This window comes from Lentzea chajnantorensis (assembly GCF_054300775.1).
In genome coordinates this window covers 6,542,464-6,566,350 of sequence record NZ_JBSDZT010000002.1, presented here as the reverse complement: position 1 = coordinate 6,566,350, position 23,887 = coordinate 6,542,464, and the positions used below count along the sequence as shown (strand labels likewise).

Here is a 23,887-nt window from a genome sequence, read left to right as displayed (position 1 = left end):
GCCGGTGAGGTGCGGTGCAAGCACGTCGGCGGAATCCGCCCTGGTGGACCGCGCATCCTGCTCGTTCGCACCGGAGCATCCCGTACCGAGTACGCCCGCTTTTCGTCATTCCTTCACGGCGTGACCGCTAATTCCTATTATCAGGTACATTGGTCTAGTGGACGAGTCGGAGTGCTGGTCGACGTTCGGAGAGCTGTTGCTGGGATACCGGCGTGCCGCTGGGCTGAGTCAGCTGGGTCTGGCGGAGCGGTCGGGTATCAGTGTGCGTGCGTTGCGGGAGCTGGAGCAGGGCCGGGCTCGTGCGGCGCAGCGGCGGTCGGCCGAGGTGCTGGCGGATGCCTTCGAGCTGGGCGCCGTGCAGCGGGAGGAGTTCCTGCGGGTCGCGGAGCACGGACGCAGGCGGCGGTCTCCGGTGTCGGTCTCCGGTGTCGCCGAGCTGCCGCCCCTGCCCGTGGACCGGGTGGGAAGGGGGCGGGAGCTGTCCCGGTTGCAGGAGTGCATCCGCACGAGTCCGTCGGTGGCGATGGTCGGTCAGCCCGGCGTGGGCAAGACGGTGCTGGCGGCGTCGGCGGCGCACTGGATGCGCGACGAGTTCCCGGACGGGTGCCTGGCGGTCGACCTGCGCGGGGTCGACGAGCAACCGCTCCCCGTGCAGGTCGTGTTCGACCGGTTGCTGCGGGCGCTGGGCGTGGCGCCGAGCGACGTGCCCAGCGCCGTGAGCGAGCAGTCGGGCCAGTACCGCGCGGTGCTGCAGCAGCGGAAGGTGCTGGTGCTGCTGGACAACGCCGCCTCGGAGGCGCAGGTCCGGCCGTTCCTCACGACCTCTCCCGGCTGCCGGACGCTCGTGACGTGCCGCCGCCTGCTGGCCGGCCTGGAAGGGGTGCGGTGGCTGCACCTCGACCCGTTCGACGACGAGGACGCGGAGGCGTTGCTGCAGGCCGTCGTCGGTGAGCGCCGGGTGCGGGCCGAGCCGGACGCGGTGGCCGGGTTGATCGAGCTGTGCGGGAACCTGCCGCTGGCGTTGCGGATCGCGGGCAACCGGCTGGCGAGCAGGCCGCACTGGTCGTTGCGGTACCTGGTGGACCAGCTGCGGGACGAGCGCACGAGGCTGACGTCGTTGTCCGCGGGGGACCTGCAGGTGCGGTCGGCGTTCGAGGTGTCGTACCGGGGCTTGTCGCCGCAGGGCCGGATGCTGTTCCGGCGGCTGGCGGCGGTGCCGGGTGCGGACTTCGGTGTGGAGCTGACGCAGGTGGCCGGGGGTGTGACGGAGTCGGAGGCGTTCGGCCAGCTCGACGAGCTGGTGGACGCGAGCATGGTGCAGGCGGGTCCGGCGGAGGGCCGGTTCCGGTTCCACGACCTGCTGCGGTTGTTCGCGCGTGAGCGCTGGGAGGCCGAGGACGACGAGGCCGACCGCTTGCTGACGACGGAGGCGGTGCTGGAGCACCTGCTGGGCATGGCGACGGCGGCGGGGGAGAGGTTCTCGCCGGAGGAACCCGCGAACGAAGTGTTCGGTTCGCTGGACGAGGCGCGGTCGTGGCTGGAGCAGGAGCGGTCGAGCTGGCTGGCCGCGTTCCGCGAGGCGGCGCGGACCGGGCGGCACCGCGAGGTCGTGGAGCTCGCGCGGGCGATGCACTGGTACGCCGACGACGACCGGCACGGCGTCGACTGGGTCGAGGTCTTCGGCGCCGGGGTCGACGCGGCGCGCACGCTGCGCGACGTGACCGCGGAGGCACAGCAGCGCAACCTGCTCGGGTGGGCCCTGGTGACCGCGCAGGACTGCGCGGGCGCGGTGGAACAGCACAAGATCGCCCTGCGCTGCGCAGACGAGGCCGGTGACCGGTTGGAGCGGGTGTGGGCGCTGGCGCACGTCACCGCGCAGGAGTTCATGCTGGGCGACCGCCAGAACAGCCTGGAGCACGCGCGGCAGGCCGTCGAGCTGTCCGCCCCGTTCGGGTTCTGGACGGTGCGGATGACCGTGCGCTACCAGTTCGGCGTGTTGCTGCTGCTCGACAACAGGCCGCGCGAAGCGCTCGCGGTGCTGGAGGAGCTGCTGCAGGAAGCACTGCGGCACAACCAGAACGGTGAGCTGGCGTTGTCCCGCACGAGGTTGCTGGCGATGTGCATCGAGGGCGTGGCCCGGGGCCTGCACGCGGTGGGGCAGTGCGGCCGGGCGGCGCCGATGTTCGCCGAGGCGCGCGGCCTCTTCGAGAAGGTGGGTGCCTCCGTGCACTCGGCGCGGGCCGCGTTCCGGGAGGGCCGCTGCCGCCTCGACTCGGGTGAGCACCAGGTCGCGGACTCCCTGTTCCGGTGCGCGCTGGCCACCTTCGACGAGCTGTCGCTGCCGGAGCAGCGGGCCGAGGTCGAGGTCGAGCTCGCCCGCATCCCCGCCCACTGACCCCGGTCCGGGGTGCGTTGAGGCAGGAAAGACTTCCTTTGTGGTTCCCGGTTGGGCCGTTCGTGTTGATCCTGCCCCGGCGGAGTGGCTGGATTGCGGAACGATCGCGGTCCGATCGAGTCCGCACCGCGCACTCGATGGCCAGAGAGGAGCCGTCGCGGCAGGCGAGCTGAGCGGCAGTTCGGAGTGGACTGAATGGACATCAAGTTCGATCCGACGTTCGACTGGCTGTGGATCCTGGTGGCGGGCCAGCAGGCCCCGAGGATCGACGTGGCGGCCACCCGTGCCCTAGCGCAGAACTGGGTTGAGAGCGGCCGCACCCTCGGCGAGATGGCGAACGGCGTCCTCGACCTGGTCAGCAACGTCGAGAACGCCATCGGCGGCCGCGTGGGCCGCGCGTTCCGCGACCGCGTGACCAGCGTCATCAACGCGGTCCCGAGCATCGTCCAGCTCGCCAACAACCAGTCGACCAGCCTGCTGAAACTCGCGCTGAGCGTCGAGCAGTCCATCTACACGATGCTCATCGAGATCGCGTTCTTCGCGGCCTCGATCCTCTGGGCGCTCGCGAGCCCGTTCACCGCACCCCTGGTGCCCGCCTTCATCACCGCGGCCAGGACCGCCATTCAGCAGATCAGCGCGCAGCTGCACTGGGCGATCCGGTTGATCATGGAAGGCATCGAGGAGGGCATCGACGAGATCTTCCAGGACGCCATCGCCCAGATCGCGCAGTTCGCGGAGGGCAACCGCTTCGAGTGGGACGTCCAGAGCACCATCGTCGGCGGCGTCGCCGGCCTCGGCGCCGGGGTCATCGCGGGCGGCATGCACACCGGCATGCGGGCGTGGAAGCCCAAGGTCGAGGACAACGTGCTGTTCCACGGCACCAGCGAGGCCACCGCCGACGTCGTGGTCGGCGCCGCCGCCGCGGGCATCCTCGGCGGCAGCATGGACGACCTGTGGACCGGTGCTGTCGGCGGCATGTTCAGCGGTGGCACGCAGAAGAAGGCCGACGACGCGGGCAATGCCATCGAGGACCACCTTCGGGAGACCGGGTACATCAAGTCGCCTCCGATCGGGGAGATCGGTCGGCCGGATGCGCCGGATGTTCCTGGTGCGGGCGGTCCTGGGGGGAATGGTTCCGAGGGGAATGGTTCCGAGGGGAACGGTTCCGAGGGGAACGGTTCCGAGGGGAACGGTTCCGAGGGGAACGGTTCCGAGGGGAACGGTTCCGAGGGGAACGGTTCTGAGGCGGCGGGCGGCGAGGGGCGCTCGGCCGGGGGCGATGGGGCCGGCGCTGCCGTTGGGGGCGATGGGGTGCCTGGGGGTGTGCCCGCTGGGGGTGTGCCTGGTTCTGGCGTGCCCGGTGGTGGGGTGCCTGGTGGTGCCGGTCGAGAGGGTGCGGATTCCGGCGGTCAGAAGGACGGCGTGGGTCCGCAGGCCGAGGGCTCGGCTGGTCCGCCGTCGGGTGTGGGGGTCGTCGGCGGCGCGAGTCCCGGTCAGGGTTCGAATCCCGGTCAGGGCGCGAACTCCGGCCAGGGCACGAATCCCGGCCAAGGCGCGAACTCCGGTCAGGGCACGGGCGGACGGTCGGAAGCGGGCGCCGGTGTGCCCGGCGGTGCCGTTCCCGGCGCGGTGCCGGGTGGCGGTCCGGCCGGCAACGCCGGCGGGTCGGCTGGCCAGCAGGTTCCGGGTGGTCAGCAGGTTCCGGGCGGCCAGCCAAGGCCTTCCCTGCCACCCGTAGTGGAAGCACCCCCGGCAACGGGCGCGGCCACGCGCCCTGACTCGGGTGCGCAGTCGCCGGGTGCGCAGTCGCCGGGTGCGCAGTCGCCGGGTGCGCAGTCGCCGGGTGCGCAGTCGCCGGGTGCGCAGTCGCCGGGTGCGCAGTCGCCGGGTGCGCAGTCGCCGGGTGCGCAGTCGCCGGGTGCGCAGTCGCCGGGTGCGCAGTCGCCGGGTGCGCAGTCGCCGGGTGCGCAGTCGCCGGGTGCGCAGTCGCCGGGTGCGCAGACGCCGGGTGCGCAGACGCCGGGTGCGCAGACGCCGGGTGCGCAGACGCCGGGTGCGCAGACGCCGGGTGCGCAGACGCCGGGTGCGCAGACGCCGGGTGCGCAGACGCCGGGTGCGCAGACGCCGGGTGCGCAGACGCCGGGCTCGCAGACGCCGGGCTCGCAGACGCCGGGCTCGCAGACGCCGGGCTCGCAGACGCCGGGCTCGCAGACGCCGGGCTCGCAGACGCCGGGCTCGCAGACGCCGGGCTCGCAGACGCCGGGCTCGCAGACGCCGGGCTCGCAGACGCCGGGCTCGCAGACGCCGGGCTCGCAGACGCCGGGCTCGCAGACGCCGGGCTCGCAGACGCCGGGCTCGCAGACGCCGGGCTCGCAGACGCCGGGCTCGCAGACGCCGGGCTCGCAGACGCCGGGCTCGCAGACGCCGGGCTCGCAGACGCCGGGCTCGCAGACGCCGGGCTCGCAGACGCCGGGCTCGCAGCCTAGTGGGGTGCAGCCGGGTGTGTTCTCGCCTTCGCCGCAGGGTGGGGACGTTTCGGTTGTGGACGCTCCGCGTCTGGACTCGCCGGCGTTGAGTCCGCAGGATCCGGGCGGGGTTCGGTCGGAGGTTCCCCCGCCAGGGGCCGTGCACTCGCAGCTGCCGCCGACCGTCGGGGGTGAAGCGCGCACCGATGTCGATGCCGTGGGTGAAGAACGGCGTGAGTCCAGCGCACCGCAGCCTCAGGCGTCGCAGCCTCAGACACCGCAGTCCCACACACCGCAGTCCCAGACGCCACAGCCTCCGCCGGACCAGGCTCAGCCGGATCAGCCTCAGCCGGGTCAGTCCCAGACGCCCCAGAGCGAGCAAGGTCAGCCGCAGACCGGGCAGCCGCAGACCGGGCAGCCGCAGACCGGGCAGCCGCAGACCGGGCAGCCGCAGACCGGGCAGCCGCAGCAAGGGCAACCCCAGACCGGGCAACCCCAGCAAGGACAGCCGCAGCAAGGGCAACCCCAGACCGGGCAACCCCAGCAAGGACAGCCGCAGCAAGGGCAACCCCAGACCGGGCAACCCCAGCAAGGACAGCCGCAGCAAGGGCAACCCCAGACCGGGCAACCCCAGCAAGGACAGCCGCAGCAAGGGCAACCCCAGACCGGGCAGCCCACGGGCCGACCTGGCCGGGACGATGTCGTGGCACCGCCCCTGCCTTCGTCGGTCGAAACACCCGCACCCCAGCACGTGCCGGTGAGGCCGGACGTGCTCCCGGTGGTCGAGGCGCCGAGCGAGCTCGGAGTGGACCGCGGGACAACGGAGATCCAGAACCCGGAGGTCTCCCACACCCCGACGCCGCACGCGGCCGAGGTGGACACGGTCTCCGACCGCGACTCTGATCGCGACTCCGACCGCGAGACCGACCGCGCGACCAGTCGCGAAACCGACCACGACTCCGACCGCGAAACCGACACCGAATCCGTCTTCGACGACACGCTGACCGACGACTCCGACGTGGAGTCGGAGCCAGACCTGGAAGCGCAGCCCACCCCAGCCACCCCCGCACAGCAGTACCGCCGTGACGCACTGGAACAAGCCCCCGCCCACCAGCGGGGAACCCTCCGCGGCCTGCCCGGCCAACCGGAGGTGCAACGGTCGGCGTTCGAGGTGCGCAGGGCGGTGCAGGACGGTGTGTGGACGACGGAGCTGACCGTCGTCGTCGACATCGACCCCGAAGGCCGCTTCGGCGAGGACGTGCGGCGGGAGGTGTTGCGGGACGCCCAGGACGGGGTGGACCAGTACCTCAACGGGTCGGACCTGCGCACGGACAACGGGGACCTGCTGCGGTTCCGGGTTGTTCCGCACGACGGGGAGCTCGCCGGTGGTGCACCACGTTGTGCACCTGGACCCCGAGCACGACGTCGACCAGACGCACTGGACGCCGGGGCAGGGGCCGTTGGCCTCCGCGCACGAGGTCGGGCACATGTTCGGGCTCGTGGACGAGACCGGTGGCGCGAACCGGCCGACGGTCGAGGGCACGCTGATGGGGCGCCACCAGCGGACCGGGCCGGACGGGGTGCCGCGGGCGGTCACGAAGGTCGAGGTGCCCTCGCGGTACCTGTCCGTGCTGTCGCGGGTGATCGGGCCGGTCGACCTGCTCGCCGACGTCCCGCGTGGACGGGTCACGGCCGATCTGCCCACGGGCGCGGTGGAGCCGCGGCTGTACCGGGGCACGGAGGAGAAGGGGGCCGGCGGGCGCCGGGTGCGGTTCGCCCTGCCGGACAAGGAACCCGTCAAGAAACCCGACGAGGAACAGGAAAGCGGCACAACACCGGAGGAGCAGACACCCGAGTCGGCGGAGCAACGGCTGCGCGACAGCCTCCCGCAGTACCTCCGGGACAGCCGCGGGCTCGGTGCCGCCGAGCAGATCGACGTGCTCCGCGGGGACGACGGAGCGCGCGTCGAGGTCGAGCAGGCGCTGAGGCGCCTCGCACCCGGCGTGAAGCACTGGGACGGTACCGCCGAGCTGTCCGAGGGGCTTGAGCACGCGGTCGCCGGCGCGTTCCAGGAGTACGGCAGCCGTCCCACCGTCAAGGGTGATGACCGGTTCCACAGCCTGGAGGTCAAGGCCACGGCGCACTGGGACCGCGTGGTGGTCCTCGGCGAGGCCGAGAACAAGCAGGTCGCCTCGTCGAAGACCAAGACGTCGTCCTCGGTCGAGGAGGACGGCACGCGGCAGAACAACCTCTCGCCGCCCCTGCAGTTCACCGGTCTGCCCGGCGTCGTGGTCCAGGTCATGCCCACGATCCCCGCCGCGCCCGTCGAGCAGGTGAGCAGCGAGCAGAAGAAGGAGCTGGGCAGGTCGACGAAGGTCGAGCACACCCCGGCGGTGAAGGCCGACGTTCCGGTCACCTTGTCGTTCCGGCTCTTCGACGAGGACGGCCGCAGGGTCATGTCACCGGAGGGGGAGCAGGAGGTCGAGGTCAGCGGCCGGGTGACCCTGACGGTGCCAACTGACCTCCCGACGAAGGACGACGCGGGCCGCGCGGTGCTCCACGAGGAGATCGGGCCGCGGATCGGCGACGTCGTCGGAGCGGACATCGCCCCGGTCACCAGGGCGGACCGCGAGCGGCTCGTGGCCGACGACCCGGTGTGGCAGGAGAAGCAGGGGGACGAGACCACCCGCCTGCCGGAGCTGACCGGCCTGCCGCGCGGCGTCGCCACCGAGTCGGCCGTGGTCAACAACCCCGGCACGGCCACCTTCGCCGAGCAGGTCCTGTCCCGCCTGCAGCCGCGTTTCGCGAAGGCGACCGCGCTCGGTTCGGACGGCCGCGAGGTCGTGGAGGAGTTCTTCAGCGAGAGCACGATCGCGGAGAACCTGCCGAAGATGGCCGTCTACGACGGCGAAGCCGACCCGGAGAAGGGGTGGGTCGCCTCACCGCCGATCTTCAAGGGGCGTGGGCGCGGGTTCGAGTGGCGTCCGCGCAGCACGCAGCTGGAGATGCGCGCCGTCGCGCGGTGGGTGCGCGTCGACCAGGTCAGGGACAAGGTCAAGATCACCGAGCGGACGCACGCGCACTTCGAGCACTCCGGCAAGTACGCCGTGAAGCGGAAGTTCGCGTTGTCCGGCTTCATCGGTGGTGGCGGCGAGCCGATCCCCGGTGTCATGGCGGCGGGTGGCCTCACGGGCAGCGCGAGCGTCGAGCGGAACGCGTCGGGGAAGGTCTCCGGCTCGACCGCGGGCAAGCAGGCGCTGAAGATCACGGGCGACGCCGTCCGCTACGAGATGGTCTACGACATCGAGGTCCGCCAGGTCGGCAAGGAGGGGCAGCGGCCCTGGAAGCTGGACGGCAACGTCACCGCACTGCACTGGACCTCGCGGCGCAACGCGGCACGGGTCGGGCTCGCCGGTCCCGACCCGGAGGACGGCGGGTTCCGCGGTGGTGCCGACCGGACCGTGCAGGGGCCGCCGGAGTTCGAGCGGGGCAAGGCGATCCTCGGTGTGGTGGAGGAGGTCGACAGCGGCCGGCTGCTCGAACAGGCGCTGGTGCCGCTGCTGCACGACGTCCCGTTGCAAAGGCGGTGGTACGTCAGCAGTTCGATGTTCGTCCGGCAGTTCACCGACGGCGACGTCGAGGACGGGCGGCTCACCGCGAAGGCGGTCGAGGCGATCCAGCGGGGCCGATCGCTCGCGGAAGCGCTGGACGAGAACGAGATCGCCCGCCTCACCCGGCGCCTGAGCGACGGCGGGCTGCTGATCCCGGTGCGGCGCAAGGGCTGGTTCCACGACTACCGCACGACGGTGACCGTGACGGCACGCGTCAGCGACATCGAGGAGGGTGACCCGCTCACCGCCGACGAGCTCGAAGAGGTCTACGTCGGCAAGGCCACCGACGGCATCGAGAGCGGTGGTTCCAGGTCGGCCGAGGTCGGCGGCGGACCCCAGCTGCGGTTCATGGGCCTGCTCCCCGGCTCGGGGCCCTCGACCACCGCGTTCGGCGTCCTGCTGTTCGGCGTGCGCGGAGCGCGGAACTGGTCGAAGGAGACGACCTTCGGCTCGAAGGCGAAGCGCAGGGTCGAACGGCGCAAGGGCGACTCGCTCACCGAGGAGGGCAAGATCGGCGACCGGGCGGTCCGCCAGTTCAAGTCCACGCTGACGATCGACTTCAGGGTCGACTCGGAGCGCCGCCACGCCGAGGCCGTGCGCAGGATCATCCCCGGCCGCAGCGGTCGTCAGCTGCCCACGCACGCGGAGATGCCCCGCGTGCCCGGTGAGATCTCGGTCGAGATGCGCACGCTGGTCCCCGAAGTCTTGCTGGCACCGGGGAACCCGTTCGACGCCGAGCCCGCCGCGCCGGTCGTGCCCACGCCCACGCCCACGCTGCCCGACCCGCCCGCACCGCACGCGTTGCGCCCGCCGATGTCGCACCGCTTCGACGACGTCGAGATCGTGTCGTTCCACGGCGCGGAGAAGCTCCAGCAGGCCGCGCTGGAGGTGATGAGCGCCGCCTCCGGTCACGACCCCGTGGTGCGCAGCCGCACCGGCGTCATCGCGCAGACGGTCAGCGAGGAGCTCGCCTCCGAGAAGCTGACGCAGGACCTGCGCCTGTTCAGCGACACCTTGGTGATCGACTCCGCCAAGAAGCTGCACGGCCGCCGGGTGCACGACCTGTTCGGCAGTTGGGGCGTCACCTTCGCACCGCGCCTGTCGGCGACACCCGTGACCGCGCACGAGTACCAGCAGGTCGTGCGCGAGGTCCAGGGCACGTCGAAGGTCACCGGTGTCGGAGGCCCCACGGACAGCTTCGGCGGTTACGTCGTCGGGGTTCCGGTGCTGACCGACAGGAGCCTGACGGCCGGCGAGCAGGGCACGCACGCGATGCCCCGCGGCATCCTTGTCCTCCTCGGATCGCCGTACAGCGGCAGCGACAGCCGGTCGGACTCCGGCTACGTCGAGACCGCGGAGAAGCTCTCGATCAGCGAGCTGCCGCAGAAGATGTTCCTGGTCCGCCTGGACGTCGACGCGACCGTCGTCGCGGAGGCCGTCCACAAGAACAACCTCACCTTCGGCCTGACCGCCCCGAAACCGCTCACCAGGGCCGGTGAGGTGGTCCACCTGCCGGAGTCCGTGCTCGCCTGGGTGACGGCGGACCAGCTCGCGGAGCTCGCGACCGGCACCCCTCCTGCCGCGTCCCGTCCCGACGGGACGCTCGCCGTGCCGCCGGGGCTGAGCCCAGGACGGACCGAGGGCCAGTCGGTCGGCCTCGGCGGCATCAGCCGGCCGATCGACCTCCGGCAGCACGTCGACGCCCTGCGCGACGAGCTGGCACGCCACCCCGCCATCGGCGCGGACAAGGCCGGAAGGCTGCTGCCGGACTCCACCCTCGACCCGAACAACGTCAACATCGCGAGCGTCAAGAACTTCCTGTCGGACGCCAACCGCATGGTCAACAGCCTGATCAACGGCGGGCAGGTGGCCCCGAACAGGCTGGAGGACCGCTTCCACGGCGAGACCTACGAGCTCGTGATCGACGCGTCGTTCACCGAGGAACCCTCCCAGGGCGCGGTGCGGAACGTCGCGAAGCTCAAGGCCGGGGTGAGCGCGGAGCTCGGCGCGAAGGGCGTCACGAGCCGGGTGCGGACCCTGTTCACCGCCATCGCGTCGTCCCGCGCGGCCGTCGTCGTGCGCAACCCCGGCACGACCGACCCGAGCAGTGGGCAGGACGAGAACGCCAAGCCCAAGCGGACCGAGGGACAGGCGGGCGCGGGGCCCGGTCTCGAAGGGATCTTCGGCCGCAGGGAGCTGAAGAAGTCCACGGAGGAACGGACCAAGTACAGCCAGTCGGCCACCGTCGAGGGCCCGGTCGCCGTCCACACCGGACGCCTGGACGTCACGCTGCGGGTCCAGCGCCACGGACGTGACTACGGCTCGGTCGAGGTGACCGAGGAGGCCGAGGTCACCAAGCTCGCGGAGGAGGCGTTCCCCCCGCCGGTGCGGGGAGGCCGGTTCGGCTCGGCCGAGGCGGACAGCGGTGTCCGCACCGGCCCGCTGAGCGACGAGGACATGGCGGCGTGGCGGACGACGCTGCCCGACGGCACGCCCGTTCCGCCGATGAAGGACCTCGGCGCCCACTGGGCGGAGCACTACTTCGGAGACATCGACGTCCTGCGTCGCGACGCGGTGGACGTGCTGCGCGCCGCGGGCGTCGACATCACTCCGAAGGTCCTGCGCGTGCTCCGGACCGCGATCACCCCCACGAGCGTGCGCGCCGCGTTCCAGGCCGCGCTGGACGGCCGGTTCGTGCTCTCCCTGCACGACGGCCTCGACCACGACGTGGAGATCCACTTCCGGCCGTCGCGCACGCCGAGGTTCGCCAGCACGAGCGCGGGTGTGCGGATCGACGCCCAGCGGGTGCGGTCCGAGGAGACCGAGGTCGGCTTCACCAGCGGCAACGAGGCGGAGCTGCTCAACACGGCTCCGTTCGGCGCGCTGGGCCAGGCGACCTCGACCGGCTCCGGCAAGGGCACCGAGTCCGGGACGAAGCCGTTCCGCAGCCCGTTCGACGCGAAGGGCGCCTCCACGACGAGGACCACGCACACCGCGCTCGGTCCCGAGCTGGAGGAGAGCGAGCTCTCCCGGACGGACGAGTCCAGGAGCGCCGAGCCGATGAGCTCCGAGACCAGGACGGACGAGAAGCTCACCCGGGCACTGGTCACCAGCGTGGACACCCGTGTCGTCGCCCGTCCCCGCACGCAGCACGGCAAGACGGAAGCGGTCGCCTACAAGGACCGCCGCGTGCACGACGCGTTCGCCGTGCGGATGTACGACACGAACGCCACGCGGCTGACGGGCAGGGAGCTGCCCGACCAGCTGGTGGACTCCACGACGGTGCTCGCGGAGAAGGCCGAGGCCTGGCTGAAGGCCGAGCGGGCCCGGATCGCCGCGTCCGACCGGGTGGAGGTCGCCGCCCGGCCGCTGGAGGCCGCCGACCAGCGGCGCTCCACCGCGATCGTGGACCGGCAGGACATCCGGCCCCTCGTCCAGGCCCAGCGGGAGCTGGCACGTGAGCGTCGCGACGAGTTCACGCGGGCGCGCGAGGAGTGGAAGAACGCACCCGCCGAGTCCAGGGAGCACCACCGCGAGGAGGTGAAGCGGCGGCGCGGTGAGTGGGCGGCCGCCGACGCGGCTCTGCGCAGGCTCGTGGACCAGGAAACGCGACTCGCCCGCGTCATCGCGCAGTCCGGTGCGGTCACCGCCGCCCACGCCGCCACCGTCGAGGCGGAACGCGCGGCCGTGCGCGAGGAGGAGAAGGCGAAGCAGGAGTGGTGGGCCGCCAAGGCCGAGCACGACCGCGAGATCGCCGCCGAGCAACGCCGGGAAGCCGACGAGGAGATCGCCGAGGAGGTCTCTGACGAGGAGGTCGCCGAAGAGGAGGTCGCCGAAGAGGTCGCCGAGGAGGAGGTCACCCCCGATCCGGCACCGGAGGTCGAGGAGCAGGAGGCTCCCCGCACCGCGGCCCCGGACCTGCTCTCGCACCTGGACCAGGTGGGAGAGGTGGACCGCCGCTGGGGCAAGGCGCCGCAACGCGAGGTGGACGCGCTGCGGCAGGAGGCGCGCCGGATCGTCGACCGGCACGTGCGCAGGCCTCCGTTGTTCATCGAGGTCCCCGCGCAGGAGAACCTCGACCACGACGCCATCGTCACGCTGGTGGCCTACCGCAGGTACCAGGAGCTCCGCGGTCTGGTCGGCGACGGGGACAGGCCGGAGGACCTGGCGGCGCACCTGGCCGCCGAGACCGGGACCCAGGTGGTCGAGCGCGAGCGCGAGGGACTGCCCGGCGGCGCTTCTCCCGCCGGTCCGGCCGGTACCGCCGGAAGCCCCTCGACATCCCCGTACGCCGTTGTCACCTACCCACCGACGGGGAACGCACGCGAAGCGATCGCCCTGGTGTCCGACGAGTCGGAATCGGACGGGTGGCCGCAGCGGGTGCACGAGTGGCTCGGGGAGGGCGACTGGACCGCGACCTCATCGGCGTTCGTCCTGCTGGAGTTCGAGGACGGTCACGCTGTCGCCGGTGACCACCTGCTCGACGCGGACACCGCCGGCCGGGTGGTGCGCGACTCGGACACCTTCCGCTCGCTCGACCGGGAGCTGCCCCTTCGCGTCATCCTCCTGTTCAGCTCGCCCGACGCGTTGACCAAAGATCCGGCTGGCGAGGTGCGTGCCGCCGAGGACTTCGTCCACCGGTTCGCCGAGGTGGTTCTGGCGGACGCGCCGAACCGACCGGTGTGGACCAGGGTCGATCAGGACCAACCGGACGATCTCCGCACCCTGCTGGAGCCGGCCGACCTGCTGTTCGACCGGGAATACCTGACCACCTCCGAAAACGTCGTCTCCGGTCCCATCACGAACTCGACCGGCGCTCTGATCGGGTTCGACGTCTCCAGAGCACGCTGGTTCACCCCTCTACCGGGAACCGTCCCGACAGTGCACGCGGAACGGGTCTCGGCGGTGGTTCCTCCGGGCCGGCCCAGGGCGGAGGGACGTGAACTGCCGCTTCCGTGGGCGGTGCTCACCGAACCGGGGCGGGTGCGCCCCCTGGTGGTGGCACTGTCGTCGACCCCGGAACCAGGGCACTTCGACCTCGCGGTCGGTCAAGACGGCAGGATGCTGCTGTCGACCCCGCGGGAGACCGCCGAGTTCCTGGTGAACAGGCCGGAGTTCCTCACCGCGGTCACGGGACCCGAGCAACCGGCCCTGGTGCTGCTGAACCGGAACGTCTGGGGGGACCCGCAACAGGCGCTCGGCCTCACCGCTGAACTGGCTGCCGAACTCTCCAGAGCCACCGGGAAGACGTTCGAAACCCACACCGCCGCCGGCGAGATCGGGATGAGGACGGACGGCGTCACGATAGTGGCGACCGGCGTTCTCTTCGGCCACCACCCGCTGCCGGTCGACGCGACGTCGGTGTTCCGCTCCGGTTCGGTGTTCGGTCTTCCCGGCGCGGAGCAGACGGGCCCGTGGTCACGTGACACGTTGCAAGCGTTCTCCGACGCCGTGGAAAGCGGCCGTTTCGTGGTTCCTGGGCCGTGGGGCGCCGCACGGCCGTTCTTCGTCGCCGCCTCCGGTGATGCCGCGGGTGCCGCCCGCGCGACTCTCGGCGACGGCGCGCAGGTCGACGTGGATGGTGCCTGGGGCGGAACGGCCCTGTTGTCCGACCAGGGCTTCTTCTCGGCGCTGACGGCCGATCCCACCCGTCCCGTGGTGATCGTCAAACCGCACCTGTCCGGTGAGCAGGACTTCGGCACCTTCGCCTTCGACCTCGTCACACGGCTGCACGAGTCCGGCTTGTTCCCGACGGTGTACGCGTTGCGGGGCGGCGGCGACCTCACGACGATCGCTGATCCGGGAACCGGCTACACCGACGTGTCGGGGCTGCGAGCCGGTGACCTCGACGTGACGCTGGTGCTGGACCGGGAGGGCGACCCCAGGGCCCTGGTCGTGCGCACCCTGGGCGACGACGACTTCTTCGCCCAGGTCCAGGCGTGGGCCGCCGCAGCGGAGGACGACTCGCTGTGGTTCCCGAGGCTTCCGGACGGCACTCCGGTCACGGCGAGCTGGTCGAACGAGGACAGCACGCCGGGGTTCGTCCTCGTGCGGACCGGTCCGGTCGGCTATCGCGCCTCCTTGCGAGGACTGCGCGATCTCGACGTCACCCCGCAGGTCATGATGACGGTGCTGCGGAACGACCTGAGGCTGCGGTTCCTCCTCGGCAGCGGACCGACGGAGGCCGACGGTACGGGCCTGGTGGAACCGTCGGTCGTGTTCGCCGCGATCGACGGTCCCGTGGTGGGGCCGGACGAGTTGGCGACGGGCCTCGCCGGAGGCGGCTACTCGCGCAGGATCCACTGGTCCGGTGGACGGATGGGGTTCTCGTCCGACGGTTCGGTCGTCGTGGAGGTGCCCCGGTTCGACAGTGCGGCCACGCCACCCGTCGAGATCTCCAGCCTCGTCTCCCACCCCAAGAAGAACGACCTCAACGGTCTTCACGGTGTGATCTTCCCGTCAGCAGACTTCGATCTGGTCGACGACGTGAACGACGCGGGCAGAGCAAGCGCCGGCTACCGCGACTTCTACTTCTCCAGCCGCGTGCTCCAGGACTCGTCCGGCACCGGAGCGAACACCCTGGTGCCGAAGCTCAGTCCCTTCTTCGGGCTTGAGACCTGGTACGCCGGGGCGCACGGGAACCGGTCGGCCGTGTACGCGGCGCTGCCGGGAAATCGGCCCTACCTGCTGGGTGACGCGGTCCCGCTGGACCCGCGAGCGGCGGCTGCCGTTCTCAGCGGCCACCACCTGTTCGCACAGGCGCATCCGAACACCACCCCGGCCCTGATGCTCGAGATGTGCTTCGTGGGTGGTGTCGAACCCGGTGACAGCGGCGAGAGCATGGCCAGCGCGATCCTGCGGGCGTGGCGGTCGGTCGCGCCGCAGCGGGCGGTCCCGAGGATGTTCGCGGCCACCCGGGAACTCTTGCCCGGCAAGGGCGACAACTACGTGGTCGAGGACGGCGGCGACATCGTGGAGGTCGTCCCTCCCGGCGGCCGCGCACGCCCGCCCGTCGAACTGCGGGAACTGGCGGCCAACGACGTTCCCGCGGTCACCGCCGCGTTCGACCCGGCCGGAACGGACGTCCTCGCCGGTTCGGACGCCGAGATCGAGACGACTGCTCGTGCCGTGGTGCGGGCCGCCGCGTGGCGGCAGCTGAGGCTTGCGCAGGAGCACTGGGTCACGGCGATGCCGGCCGTGACCATCGTGGGCGGGGGGACGAGCCGCGGTCCGGTGCACCCGCAGACCGGTGGGCTGCTCTCGTCCGCGCGGGTGGTCGAGGTCGAGCGCCGGTTCCGCGCGGCGCTGGCCGACGAGGCGCAGGACATGGCCGACCGCGGTATGCCCGTGGACGTCGACCACGTCCGGATCACGACCAGGGGGCCGCAGGGCGACCACGGCGTCGGGCCGCACGAGGTCAGGATCGAGGTGGCGCTGGAGGCACGAGCCGACTCGGACGTCGTCAGCACCGGGAACCAGGAGAGCATCCGGGAGCTGTTCCGCGACCGGCGGGGTACCGCGATCGGCGCGGCCTTCCCCGCGATGAGCAACTCCGGCAGCGGGCGGGCCACCGTCGCGGTCTCGCGCGCGGCGTTCGACGGTCCGTCGAGGACGGTGGACCGTTCGGACGGTGTCCGCACGACGCGTGGAGGTGACACCGCACCGCCGGTCGCCCTCCTGCCCCGGCCCGCCACGCCGGTCCCCGGCGCGGAGAGCGACGACTCCGGTTCGGACACCGCGAGCGACGCGGGCTCCATCCCGGCCGGGTTCGAACTGGTGCAGCCACCGGTCACGCCCGCACTGCGCGACGTCGTCAAAGAGCAGCTGGCGCAGGCGAGCCTCTTCCACGTCGACCCGGTGTCGAACCAGCTCTCCGACCCCGCCGAACAGGCGGACCTGGCGGTGCTCAGGTCCAGGCTCGCCACCGCCGTGACGCTCCAGCAGGACTCCGGCTCGGCGATGCCGGTCGTCCTGATCTCCGGCAGGCCCGAGCAGACGACCGTCGTCGCGGCCCTGCTGCGGGACGGCCAGGCGGTGGACCCCTCCCAGCCGGCGCCGGACGTGCTGCAGCTGGCGGTTCCGTCGACCGCGGTGAGCGTCGTCGTGGACCTGCCGGACTGGCCCCAGGGCCACGAGCACGCACCGACCACGGCCGCGGCGGGAGGCCTGAGCTTCGGCTCCGGCTTGCCGGACGAGCCGCCCTGGGTGTTCCTGCACGCGCGGCAGCCGGTCAACCCGCGAGCGCGCAAGTCGTTCTACGTCTACGCGACGCTCGTGGGGGACCGGTTCCTCGTCCGGGGCGTGCCGGTCACGCCGGCGACCCTCGCGTCCCGCGTCCGGAACTCGCCCGCCTACCGGCGCTGGGTCACCCCCGCCACGCCGATCCGGCTCGTCGGTGCCGACCCCGACCGTCCCGAGGCGTCCCGGCGCGCGGCGCAGGAGTTCGCGGAAGCGTTGTGGCACGCCGGATCGCGCCACCTCGTGAGTGCGGCCACCGATCCGCTCGGGCTCGGCCCGTCCAACAGCACCGTGGTGCTCAACGACGGTTACTACGAGCCCGTCTCCCAGGTCCGGCCGAGTGATGTCGGCTGGGTTCCGCTCACGAGGAACGACGGCGGCCTGGTGGGCATCGGGTTCGCCACCCCCGGCGTCCTCGACGGGGACGTGCTGCGGTCGATGGCCCTGTCCACCGACCAGTCCCAGCGACTGGTGGCCGAGGAGCTCAAGGACGCGGACGGTCACGTGGTGCACCACTACCGCGCCGGGAAGTGGGCTCCCGCGACGACGGGCGCCCGGACCCGCCCGGTGACGCTGGTGGGCGAACACGGCCAGAACGGGTACACCCTGCCCCTGGTGGACGGTTCCACCCTGCCCGTGGACGCCGAGGTGGCGGCGCACATGCTGGCGGGATCGGCGTTGTTCCGCCAGGCGACGGCCGGTCCGGTGCGCCCGCAGTTGCTGCTGTTCACCCATGACGAGTCACTGCCGACCGGCTCGGTGAGCGGAGCGAACGCGAAGCTGCTGGCCACCCTCCGCGACCTCACCGGACCCGTGCAGGGCCACGACTTCGGGGGCAGGCTCAAGTTCTCCGACGAGGGCGCGCTGGTGATCCCCCATGACGCACGGGTCGAGGAGAGCGGGACGCCGACCGCCAGCGACGTGGTGAGTGTCGCAGGCGGCCCGGTGACCGGGTTCCCCGTGGCGGGCCTGGAAGCCGCGACGATCCAGGACTTCGCGGACGCCCTGCGGACGGGCCGCACGGAAGGGCCGACGGGTCCGTGGGCACCCGGCTCGCCCCTGGTCGTCGTGGTGGACTCTCCCGACGGCACGTTCGTGCGCGTGCGGTCCAAGGCCGGAGCGGTGCTGGAGCTCGGAGGCGGGGACCTGGGCCGGTTGTGGCTGTCCGACAGCGGTTCCCGGGCCGCGCTGGAGGCCGATCCGAGCCGTCCCGTGGTGCTGCTCGCGAATTTCGCCGGCACCGAGGCGAACTTCGGCCAGCTGGGGTTCGACTTCGCCGGAGCGTTGCACGAGGCGGGTTTCTTCACCGACGTCTACGCCCCCGATGGTGCGGTCGAAATCAGGGACGACTCGGTCACCCACGACCCCGCCACCGAGTTTCCCCTCGTGTCCCCCCTGCGCGCCGGTGATCTCCAGTCGGTGGTGCTGCGCAACCGCGACGAGGTCGCCGTGGCCGTCTACCTCAGGGCTCCCGGAGACGAGACCGAGTTCGAACGGGCGAGCCAGTGGGCGGAGAACGTCACCGCGGACACCGTGCAGTCGTTCCGCGTGGCCCAGGGCAGCGAGCAGTCACCGTGGCTGGACCGGCTCCCGGTCTTCCTGATCGCGAGCTCCGGCAGGCGCGGGGTCCAGGCGGTGCGCCGTGACCAGGCAGGTGTGGACCTGACCCCCGCGGCTCTGGCCAAGGTCATGCGCGCGGACGACGAGCTGCGCGCCGCGCTGAACACCGAGACCGGCGAGCAGAACGGCCGAGGTGTCGTGCTGCTCGCGCTGAACGGCGTGGCCGGTGACTTCGACGCGTTCTCCAGCGTCTTCGCGGCCGGTGGGTACTCCAGGTGGACGTACTCGCCCAGCGGTGTCGCCACGTTGCACCAGGACGGGACGATCTCCCTGCAGAGCGGGGAGTTCCTCTCCTCTCCGCCGTCGAAGGCGTCCTCCGCCGACGTGATCACCCGTCCCCTGGTGAGCGACCGGCTGGGCGAGCACGGCCAGTACTTCCCGCTCACCCTGGTCGATGACCACCACATGTCCGCCGCCGCGCGGCACAGCGACGAGGTGGAGCTGCAGTACTACCTCCGCGAGGTCATGACCGGACCGGGCGGCACCGCCGTGATGAAGGCCTACGTCGCACCGTGGGCGGGCTCCAGTCGTGTCCCGTGGCTCGTCGACGGGCACGGTGCCCCTCGTGGGCTCATGTTCGGTCTTCAGACCGATCGTCCTTTCGTCTTCGGCGACACGCAGACGTTGAACGGTGTCGACAGCGCTGCGGTGGTGGCGGGGACGACGCTCTTCGCCGCGGCGGCTCCGGATTCCGACACGCCGGTCGCGTTGGTGCAGTGCTGGCTCAACTCCTCGATCTCGCCCACGACCCCCACCGCCGCGGAGCTGTTCCAGCGGGAGTTGGACCGGAACCACGGGTCCCAGGTCTTCGCCGCCACGAACGTCGTCAGCGTGCACACGAACAACGCGGTCAGGGCCGTCAAGAACGAGGGGAGCTTCACCGCGGCCGACCCGCTGGCGCCGATCCCCGAGGTGCCGCTGTCCGATCTCGTGGCGTACCGGATCGACGACACCACCGTGCAGTTCGACCCCGGCCAGACCTACCTGTCGTACCTGCAGGCCGCGGACGTCCGGGAGACGGCGCGCCTGGTGACGCGCGCGGCAGCGTGGCGGGCTCTCAAGCAGGCCGGTCTCCCCGCGGTGGAGATCATCGTGCACGAGATGCCTCTCGACGGCGTGGACCGCGCGCTGGCGGAAGCGCGTGCCGAGGGCATCGAGCGGATGTTCCGCGCGGCGGTGGCTGCGGAGAGCGCGCAGCTCGACCGGCTCGGCCTGGGCGTGGACCCCTGGGTCATCGGGGTCAGCGTGACCGTCGACGTCGCGACACCGGGCTCGGAGCCGCCCGCCCGCGTCATCGTGACACTCCCACCTGAAATCCTCGGCGCGCGGCAGCTGGCAGCCGTGGAGGCGAGACCCGGCTTCCCGCAGGCGATCCACGACATGAACGAGGCGTTCGCGCCGCTCGCTCGCCGTGGTTCGGCGACTGTGCAGTCCCCGCAGCCGGTCGGACTCGGCTCCGGTGCTCAGGCGCAGCCCGTCCGGCGCGGTCCGGCGGTGGACGAGAACCCGTCCCACCACGAGGTGGCGACGCGATCGGAACAGACCGCGTCACCGGTCGACCTCGCGCATCAGGTCGAACCCGCCCGCCCGCGTCCGGTGGTCGAGGACGAGCGCTGGCGGCATTCCCGTGCCGAGCAGGCGCCGTGGTTCGACCCCCAGGACGCGCCACTGCGGCCGTCGGACTGGGAGCACCTGCGTGCGGGTGCCGGGGTCCGCACCGTCGACACGGAGCTGTTCGACCCGGCCCGCGGCTGGCTCTCCCGCAGCGGACCGGCGGGGTACGTCCAGCGCGTGCGGTACGACGTGCGCCGGATCGAGGTGGGGGACCGGCACGTCCGCGAGCTCACCGTCCGGTTGCGGCCGGTCGGCGACATCGCCCCGGACCTCCGGCTGGAGGTGGAGGCCGACGTCCAGCGCGGCCTCGACACCATCGCGAACGCGGGGTACCGGCTTCCCGGCGGCGACCAGCTGCACGTCCGGGTCGAGTTCGCGGGGCCGCACGAGCTCGCGCACTCCGACGTCGACATCCGGCCGCGTGGTGACGACGACGCCAGCCGCCAGACGCGGTGGCGTTCCGACGACCGCGAGGCGCTCGCCCACGAGGTCCTGCACTTCGTCGGGCTGGTGGACGAGCACGTCGACCCGCACCGGGTGTTCCTCGCCGACGACTCGCGCAGCCGCGTCGTGGCAGACGACGGCCCGATGGGACCGGCTGTCCACGATGGACTGCCGGTGCTCAAGCCGCGGCACGCCTGGATGATCGAGCGGACGATGGTCAGCCAGCTCGGGCCCGTCGAGGGCTGGAACCCCGTGCGGCCCGACCGGACCTCGCCGCTGGTGGACCCGGCCGCGCGGACCGCGGACGCACCGCTGCCCAGGAACAGGTCGGTGCCCGAGCTGCTCCGGTCGATCTCCGACGGACTCACCCAGCTGGACCGGCACCTGACCGCGTTGCCCGGCGCGTTCGGCGCCGAGCTGCGCGACCGGGCCGTGCACTGGCGGCAGGTCGCGGCCCGGCCGGCGGAGACGTTCCCCCCGACGGCGGCCGATGCGTTGCAGGACCGGCTGGACGCCCTCGACGCCCTGCTCACCCGTGCCCGAGCCGTGCGGCTGCGCCACATCACCGGCATCTACGACCGCGCACGAGCCGTCGTCGAGCGGGGCGGCAACCCCCTCGGCTTCCACCCCGCCGGCATCCCGGGCGGCCTGACCGCGTCTCCGGAGGCCAGGTTCGGGCTGGAGGTCGAGTTCGAGACCGGTGTGCCGGAGAAGATCGGTCGCCGCCTGGAGGAGCAGGGCTTCCTGAGGTGGGACGACGGCGTCCGCTTCTACGACGAGGCCCCTTCCGCGTCCGATGGGCTTTACCGGTTGGTGGCGGAGCACTCGGACGATGACGGTGCCGAGCTGCGTGTCACCGGTGTTGCACGGTGGCAGGGAAGCGTGGGAGGGCCTTCGCACCGTGCTCAGCACCGTGCGGCGGCAGACCGACGCGGACGGTGACACGCCCGACGCGAGCGCGATGGGCGGCCACGTCAACGTCAGCCTCCCCGGCGGTCTCACCGCGGAGCAGGCGGTGCGCCTTGCCCAGCTGGCCAAGGCCAACGAGGAGGTCCTGTTCTGGCTGGGGAACCGCGTCGAGGCGGACGGCCAGGACCGCAGGATCGACCTGCTGGGGCCGAACCCGGTGCCACCGCACTCCGTCGACGAGTACGCGGACGGCATGCGGGCGGAGAGCCACGACCAGCGCGTCGTGTGGTCGTTGAACGCGAACAGGAACGAGGCCGTCAACTTCGAACACCTCGGGGAGCCCGACGAGGCGCTGCGCCGCGTCGAGTTCCGCTTCTGGACGGGCAGCCTCGACCCGGCGACGTGGCAGGTCCAGTCGGAGATCAGCGCTGCGATGTACCGGGCGGCGACGGACGCGAGCACGCACGACCGGATCGCCGCGATGATGCGCGAACCGCTCCTGCTCGCGCCGGGCGGCCGGGTGGAGGACCGCGAGTTCTGGCTGGACCGCCTGCTGTCCTTCGCGGAGCTCCTGCCGCTGAGCCCGGTGGCGCAGCAGGAGCTGGTCAAGCGCGCGGCGATGAGCGGCCCCTGGCACTTCAGCCCCGAGGTCGACGCCACGCTGCGTTCGCAGGAGGTCGGCAGGAAGGACGCGATCGTCTTCCCCGCACCCGAAACCGAGCTGCGCCAGGTGCTCGCCCTGCTGGACCGGCTGCCCCGCCGCCGCGACGACCTGCTGCTGTCCGTGAGCCTGACACCGGACGGCCGGCACGTGCGGCTGTGGAACGGTCAGACCCGGTCGGTCGCGGACTTCGCGGCCGCTGCCGAGGAACGCGGGATCGGTGAGCGGCAGAGCGTCGACTGGCAGGGTGGGACGCCCGCCGGTCGCGTCGTCCTGCTGACCTCGGGAGGCACCGAGCTCGCGCAGCACCTGGCGAACCGGATCGGCGCGCCGGTGCTCGCCACCACGGGGGACGTGCGGTTCGACTCGGCCGGTGACCTGGTGGCGGTGGGGGAGAACGGTCCCGTCGAGTGGGTCGAGTTCACCCTCGCGAACGAGCCGTCCGGTACCGGCACGGACCGCCTGGAGGCCGCGCTGCGCGTCGCCGAAGGTTCCGAGGACGACGATGCCCTGCCCGCGACGTCCTTCGTGCCGATGCCGCCGAAACCCTTCACCGGCGACGTGGTGGCCGACGCGGTGCACGGTCGCGAGGCCGAGCCGGACCTGAGCGGTGCGCGGGAGGACGCGGCCTCCCTCCTGCCGGACCCCGCGGTCGAGGACATCCCGCTCGTCACCCTGGTGAGGTCCGAAGCAGACGGTGCTGCGGTCGAGGACGGCGCACCCTCCGCGGAGGAGTCCTCAACCGCCGGTGGCCTCGACCTCCCCGGCGACCGGTCCTCGGGGCTCGTCACCCAGCGCGGTGAGATCGCGGGCGGCGCGGCGGTGGACGCCGCGATCGACGCGCTGCTGCCCGAAGGCGAGCGCAAGGGTGTCGAGCACTTCGTGACGGCGTTGAAGACCGGTGTCGGCGGGTTCCTCGGCGACGGGCGGTCGGAGGACGTCGAGATCGGCGGCAAGCACTACGAGCTGCACGCCAGGACGCGCTACCTCTGGGACGGCGCGACGGAGAGCGGAACGGCGTCGCGGTCGGTCGGGCTCGACGGTCCCACCGGCAGCGCGACGCTCTCGGCGGCGTCGAGCGCGGCCCAGGCCAACTCCGCGCTGGCGCTGGTCCTCATCCCCGCCACCCCGGGGTTCACCGCGGTCGGCACCGTCGGGGCCTCCACCGACGCCAGCAACTCGGTCGCGGTGGGTGCCAGTGCGACGGCGAGCGGCGGCCGGCAGGTGGCCGTGGCGTTCCCGACGCGGGACGTGTCGGTGCCGGTGTGGATCGAGCTGACCCTGCGCGACGCCCGCGGCCGGGTCGTCGGCGACCCCGTCGAGGTCGGTGACGTCGTCGCCGACCTCTCGGTGCCCGACGTGCCGGGCGGGGAGCCGGGAGGCGTTCTCGCGGACGGCCCGGCCTTCGTCGAGTCGGTCCACATCGGACGGAACGCGCCGGGCAGCTACCGGGGCAGGCCGCTGCCGCCGGACGCGGACGGCGAGCACCGGCTGTTCGACAAGGTCGTCTCCGCGCTGCCGGGCTCGCTGGTGAAGCCGGGCCGTCCCGGACGCAGCAACCTGAGGGAGTTCCTCGACGACAGCACGTTCAAGAAGCGCTACCAGGACATGGCCGTGACCGCCGAGCAGGCCGAACGCGGGCACGGCTGGGTCCGGTCCGAGATGCTGTTCACCGGCAAGCACCCGTTCGTCGCGTGGCTGCACACGCCGAGCGCCGTCGAGATGCGCCTGGTCGAGCGCGAGGAACCGGTGGTGCTCCGCACGCTCGACGACGTCACGTTCACCGACGTCGAGTCGATCGGTGCGGAGGTCTCCGACTCGGGCACCGCCAGCCACGGCGCCAACTCGAAGATGATGGCCGGCCCCGGGTTCGACCTCGGCGTCGCAGGCCTGGTCGCCGGTCCGGTGGTCATGGGCGGGGTGGAAAGCG

Annotated in this window: 3 protein-coding genes and 1 pseudogene (1 of these 4 cut by a window edge); all 4 read left to right on the top strand. The window is 72.2% G+C overall.

The features are described from left to right. The first annotated feature begins 157 nt into the window (after positions 1-157). Positions 158-2,395: an ATP-binding protein gene (locus tag ACVDFE_RS31385; protein ID WP_458433031.1), complete on the top strand. Its 2,238-nt coding sequence runs from the start codon at positions 158-160 to the stop codon at positions 2,393-2,395. A gap of 195 nt (positions 2,396-2,590) precedes the next feature. Further along, a pseudogene (locus ACVDFE_RS31380) lies at positions 2,591-2,968 on the top strand (WXG100-like domain-containing protein); the annotation flags it as partial. A 3,277-nt stretch (positions 2,969-6,245) separates the two neighbouring features. Continuing rightward, positions 6,246-21,329 (top strand): hypothetical protein, encoded by a 15,084-nt coding sequence (locus tag ACVDFE_RS31375; protein WP_458433030.1) that lies wholly within the window; start codon positions 6,246-6,248, stop codon positions 21,327-21,329. Further along, on the top strand, positions 21,220-23,887 hold the start of the coding sequence (locus ACVDFE_RS31370) for a hypothetical protein (protein ID WP_458433029.1). It continues 15,383 nt past the right edge of the window; 2,668 of the gene's 18,051 nt are visible here — the first part of the coding sequence; its start codon is at positions 21,220-21,222; its stop codon lies beyond the right edge, outside the window. The genes ACVDFE_RS31375 and ACVDFE_RS31370 overlap by 110 nt, the downstream gene beginning before the upstream one ends.